Annotated in this window: 4 protein-coding genes and 1 pseudogene; 1 reads left to right on the top strand and 4 read right to left on the bottom strand. The window is 70.0% G+C overall.

Annotated elements, in window-relative coordinates; translation table 11 throughout:
- Positions 1-128 precede the first annotated feature (128 nt).
- From ABD224_RS28885 to dnaK, 4 genes are read right to left on the bottom strand one after another with little or no spacing between them, the layout of a single operon-like run.
- Positions 129-584, bottom strand: a complete 456-nt coding sequence (locus ABD224_RS28885; RefSeq protein ID WP_344055228.1) for a heat shock protein transcriptional repressor HspR — start codon at positions 582-584, stop codon at positions 129-131.
- A 5-nt stretch (positions 585-589) separates the two neighbouring features.
- Complete coding sequence (gene dnaJ, locus ABD224_RS28890; RefSeq protein ID WP_344055222.1) at positions 590-1,741, bottom strand: molecular chaperone DnaJ; 1,152 nt, start codon at positions 1,739-1,741, stop codon at positions 590-592.
- Positions 1,742-1,780: 39 nt separating this feature from the next.
- Complete coding sequence (gene grpE / locus ABD224_RS28895; protein WP_344055224.1) at positions 1,781-2,524, bottom strand: nucleotide exchange factor GrpE; 744 nt, start codon at positions 2,522-2,524, stop codon at positions 1,781-1,783.
- Positions 2,521-4,353, bottom strand: a complete 1,833-nt coding sequence (gene dnaK, locus ABD224_RS28900; RefSeq protein WP_344055226.1) for a molecular chaperone DnaK — start codon at positions 4,351-4,353, stop codon at positions 2,521-2,523. The genes grpE and dnaK overlap by 4 nt, the downstream gene beginning before the upstream one ends.
- Before the next feature lie 382 nt (positions 4,354-4,735).
- Between dnaK and ABD224_RS28905 the strand changes: the two are divergent.
- Positions 4,736-4,949: pseudogene (locus ABD224_RS28905) on the top strand (hypothetical protein); the annotation flags it as partial.

The following is a 4,949-nucleotide window of genomic DNA, read 5'->3' on the forward strand; positions in this document are numbered from 1 at the left end:
CGTTGTCGTCACTCGCCGACGCTCCGCGTCGGCTCCCTCCTCCGCCTTGCATCTGCACGCACCGAACCCCGCTCACCTCGGTCACCAGGCACCGCCCGTCGGAGCCGGCCTGATCCAAACGACACCTCCTAGTTCTGCTGGTCCTTGGCCTTCTTCGGCCGCCACACCACCAGCGCGCTGCTCTGCTGGACCTCCTGGTAGGGGACCAGGTCCCGGCGGTAGGAGGCGTGCACGGCGGCCTCGCGCTGCCGCATGGCGGCGGCCGCGCCGTCCAGCGCCGCCTGCAGCTCCGCGATCTGGGCCTTGAGTTCCGCGACCTCGTTTCTCAGCTCGATGATCCGCTTGATGCCGGCCAGGTTGATGCCCTCGTCCTGCGACAGCTGCTGCACCTGGCGGAGCAGCTCGATGTCGCGGGCCGAGTAGCGCCGGCCCCGTCCGGCGGTGCGGTCGGGTGACACCAGGCCCAGCCGGTCGTACTGACGGAGTGTCTGCGGGTGCAGTCCGGACAGCTGGGCGGCCACCGAGATGACGTACACCGGTGTGTCTTCCGTCAGTTCGTACGGGTTACGACGGCGGCCGTCCATCTCTCTCATGCTCCCTTCGCGGCCTCGAACAGCTCCGCCCGCGGATCCTCGCCCGCGGTGGCCTCGCGATACGCCTCGAGCGCTTCACGAGCCTTCCCCGACAGGTTCTTCGGGACACTCACCTCCACGGTGACCAGCAGGTCCCCACGGGTGCCGTCCTTGCGGACCGCGCCCTTGCCGCGGGCCCGCATCGTACGTCCGTTCGGTGTGCCGGGAGGCAGTTTCAACGTCACGGGCGGCCCACCCAGGGTAGGCACCCGGACCTCGCCGCCGAGAGCCGCCTCGGCGAAGGTGACCGGCACCGTGACGGTGAGGTTGTCGCCCTTGCGGCCGAAGACCGGGTGTTCGCCCACGTGCACCACCACGTACAGGTCGCCCGCCGGTCCGCCGCGCTCGCCCGGCGCACCCTTGCCGCGCAGCCGGATGCGCTGCCCGTCGCGCACGCCGGCCGGGATGCGCACCTGCATCGTCCGGGAGGACTTGGCGCGGCCGGAGCCCCTGCAGACGTCGCAGGGGTTCTCCGCGATCAGCCCGCGGCCCTTGCAGTCGTGGCACGGGTCGGTCAGCGAGAAGCCGCCGCCCGAGCCGCGCGCCACCTGTCCGGTGCCGACACAGGTCGGGCACACACGTGGTGTGCCGTTCTTGTCGCCGGTGCCCGAACAGGCCTTGCACGGCTGCTGGCTGGACATCCGCAGCGGTACCGTGGCGCCCTCGATGGCCTCCGTGAAGCTCAGCGTGACCTCGGACTCGATGTCCTGGCCGCGCCGGGGCTGGGTGCGTGTGCCCGCGCCCCTGCCGAACAGGCCCCCGAAGACGTCCCCCAGGCCGCCGCCGAAGCCGCCCTGGGCCCCTCCGAAGAGGTCGCCCAGGTCGAAGTTGAAGGAGCCGCCGGCGCCCGGCCCGGGGCGGAAGCCGCCGTTGCCGAACAGGGCGCGGGCCTCGTCGTACTCCTTGCGTTTCTTGGGGTCGCCGAGGACGTCATGTGCCTCGGAGATCTCCTTGAAGCGCTCCTCGGCCCTGGCATTGCCCTTGTTGGCGTCCGGGTGGAACTCACGGGCGAGCTTCCGGTACGCCTTCTTGATCTCGGCCTCGGTGGCGTCCTTCGGGACGCCGAGGACCTTGTAGTAGTCCTTCTCGATGAAGTCCTTGGTACTCATCCCCGACGTCCCTCCTCTCGCGCGTCGTTCGCTGTCGCGTCAGCCCTCCTCCGGGCCACCGTTCTCCTTGTTGTCCTCGCCCTGCTCGGTGGCTTGGGCCGCACCGGACTCCTCGGCCGGTTTGGCCGTCTGCGCGCCCGGCTGGGGCTCGGCCACGGCCACCCGCGCGGGGCGGATGATGCGTTCGCCGATCCGGTACCCGGGCTGCAGAATCGCCACGCATGTCGTCTCGGTGACGTCCGGCGCGTAGGAGTGCATCAGGGCCTCGTGGACCGTCGGGTCGAAGGGCTCGCCCTCCTTGCCGTACTGCTGCAGCCCCATCTTCGCCACCACGGTCTCCAGCGACTCGGCGACGGACTTGAAGCCGCCCACCAGTTCGTTGTGTTCCCGTGCGCGGCCGATGTCGTCGAGCACGGGCAGGAGCTCGGACAGGAGGTTGGCCACGGCCACCTCCCGTACCGCGACCCGGTCGCGCTCGACCCGGCGCCGGTAGTTCTGGTACTCGGCCTGCAGCCGCTGGAGGTCCGCCGTGCGCTCGGCCAGCGCCGTACGGGCCTGGTCCAGCTGGGCCGTCAGCGCGGCCACCTGGTCCAGCTCCGCGGCCTGGGGCACCTCCTGCTCCTGGGCGGCGGGGGCCTGCTGCGGCTCGGCCTCCTCGGGCGCGGCGCCGGGAGCGGCCTCGGGCTGCGGCTGCGGCTGCGGCTGCGCTTGCGGCTGAGCCTGCGGCTGCTGCGGCGGAGGCTGCGGCTGGTGCTCCTCGAAACCGGGGGTCTTCTCCGTCACGCGGCACCGTCCTTGCGCTCGTCGTCAACGATCTCGGCATCGACCACGTCGTCGTCGGCCTTGCCGGCCTGGCCGCCGCCCGCGGCCTGCGCGGCCTGGGCCTCGGCGTACATGGCCTGACCGAGCTTCTGGGAGACGGCGGCGACCTTCTCGGTGGCGGTGCGGATCTCGGCGGTGTCCTCGCCCTTGAGCTTCTCCTTCAGCTCGGCGACGGCGGCCTCCACCTCGGACTTGATGTCACCGGGGACCTTGTCCGCGTTGTCCTTGAGGAACTTCTCGGTCTGGTAGACGAGCTGCTCGCCGTGGTTGCGGGTCTCGGCGGCCTCGCGGCGCTTCTGGTCCTCCTCCGCGTACTGCTCCGCCTCCCGGCGCATCCGCTCGACCTCCTCCTTGGGGAGCGAGGAGCCGCCGGTGACGGTCATCTTCTGCTCCTTGCCGGTGCCGAGGTCCTTCGCCGTGACGTGCATGATGCCGTTGGCGTCGATGTCGAAGGACACCTCGATCTGCGGCACGCCGCGCGGCGCCGGGGGCAGACCGGTCAGCTCGAACATGCCGAGCTTCTTGTTGTACGCGGCGATCTCGCGCTCACCCTGGTAGACCTGGATCTGCACCGACGGCTGGTTGTCCTCGGCCGTGGTGAAGATCTCCGAACGCCGGGTCGGGATCGTGGTGTTGCGCTCGATCAGCTTGGTCATGATGCCGCCCTTGGTCTCGATGCCCAGGGACAGCGGGGTGACGTCGAGCAGCAGGACGTCCTTGACCTCGCCCTTGAGCACACCGGCCTGCAGCGAGGCACCCACGGCGACCACCTCGTCGGGGTTGACGCCCTTGTGCGGTTCCTTGCCGCCGGTCAGCTCCCGGACAAGGTCGGCGACCGCGGGCATACGGGTGGAACCACCGACGAGCACGACGTGGTCGATGTCGTTGACGGAGACGCCGGCGTCCTTGATGACGTTGTGGAACGGCGTCTTGCACCGCTCGAGCAGGTCGGCCGTCAGCTGCTGGAACTGAGCCCGGGTCAGCTTCTCGTCCAGGTGCAGCGGGCCCTCGGCGGACGCGGTGATGTAGGGCAGGTTGATGGTCGTCTCGGTGGACGACGACAGCTCGATCTTGGCCTTCTCGGCGGCCTCACGCAGACGCTGGAGGGCCATCTTGTCCTTGGCCAGGTCCACGCCGTGCCCGGCCTGGAACTGCTTGACCAGGTAGTCGACGATGCGCTGGTCCCAGTCGTCACCACCGAGGTTGTTGTCACCGTTGGTGGCCTTCACCTCGACGACGCCGTCGCCGATCTCCAGCAGCGAGACGTCGAACGTACCGCCACCGAGGTCGAAGACGAGGATCATCTGCTCGTCCTTGTCGAGGCCGTACGCCAGGGCGGCGGCCGTCGGCTCGTTGACGATACGCAGCACGTTCAGACCGGCGATCTCACCGGCCTCCTTGGTGGCCTGGCGCTCGGCATCGTTGAAGTACGCCGGCACGGTGATGACCGCGTCGGTCACCTTCTCACCCAGGTACGCTTCCGCGTCCCGCTTCAGCTTCTGCAGCACGAAGGCGCTGATCTGCTGCGGGTTGAAGTCCTTGCCGTCGATGTTGATCTTCCAGTCGGTGCCCATGTGGCGCTTGACCGACCGGATGGTCCTGTCGACGTTGGTCACGGCCTGGCGCTTGGCCACCTCACCGACCAGCACCTCACCGTTCTTGGCGAAAGCGACGACGGACGGCGTGGTCCTGGCGCCCTCGGCGTTGGTGATGACGGTGGGCTCACCGCCCTCCAGAACGCTGACGACGGAGTTTGTTGTGCCCAGGTCGATGCCGACCGCACGTGCCATGGTGAATTCCTCCAGCTAACTTGAGTGGAACTGACTCAAGTGTGCCCGAGGCCCCCCACCCAGTCAACAGACTTGAGCCTGATCGACTCAAGTCTTATCCACCTCTGGCACGCAAGGAAGCTCTGACCTGCGGCGGCGGGGATTGCGGTGCGGCCGTCCGGGGTGAAGGAGCCGGGTACGGAGATTGACGGCGGGAGGCACGGGAGGCACGGACGGCGGCCTCGGCACCGAGGGACCACCTGCTCCTCAGGGGCTCACGGCCCCCGCGGGCCGCCCCGGCTCCAGGGACGCCGGCCGGTGCCGGGGCGCCGCGGTCCTGGGCGGGGGACACGCCGTAGGGGCCACCGTACATGTCATAGGTGTCATAGGCGGTATAGGCGCCGTGGGCGTCGAGGACGCCGGGGACATCGGCCCGCCCCCGGGACCGGGCGGCCCAAGGACGCTGCCCGGCGCGGGCACGGAAGCGGGTCCGGGGGACGGCCGCCCGCGTGCGCGCGAGGCCGCCGAACAGACCGGCACGCGCACGCGGGGCACCGCCGGACTGTCCCGTACGCGCGCGCGTGGCGTCGAGCGGCGGTTCCGTGCGCACGCGTGCA

This window comes from Streptomyces thermoalcalitolerans, assembly GCF_039525155.1.
Lineage (GTDB): Bacteria > Actinomycetota > Actinomycetes > Streptomycetales > Streptomycetaceae > Streptomyces > Streptomyces thermovulgaris.

Bases quoted from the DNA above. Each gene is read 5' to 3' on its own strand.
- dnaJ (WP_344055222.1), bottom strand. From the start codon at position 1,741: ATGAGTACCAAGGACTTCATCGAGAAGGACTACTACAAGGTCCTCGGC.
- dnaK (WP_344055226.1), bottom strand. From the start codon at position 4,353: ATGGCACGTGCGGTCGGCATCGACCTGGGCACAACAAACTCCGTCGTC.
- ABD224_RS28885 (WP_344055228.1), bottom strand. From the start codon at position 584: ATGGACGGCCGCCGTCGTAACCCGTACGAACTGACGGAAGACACACCG.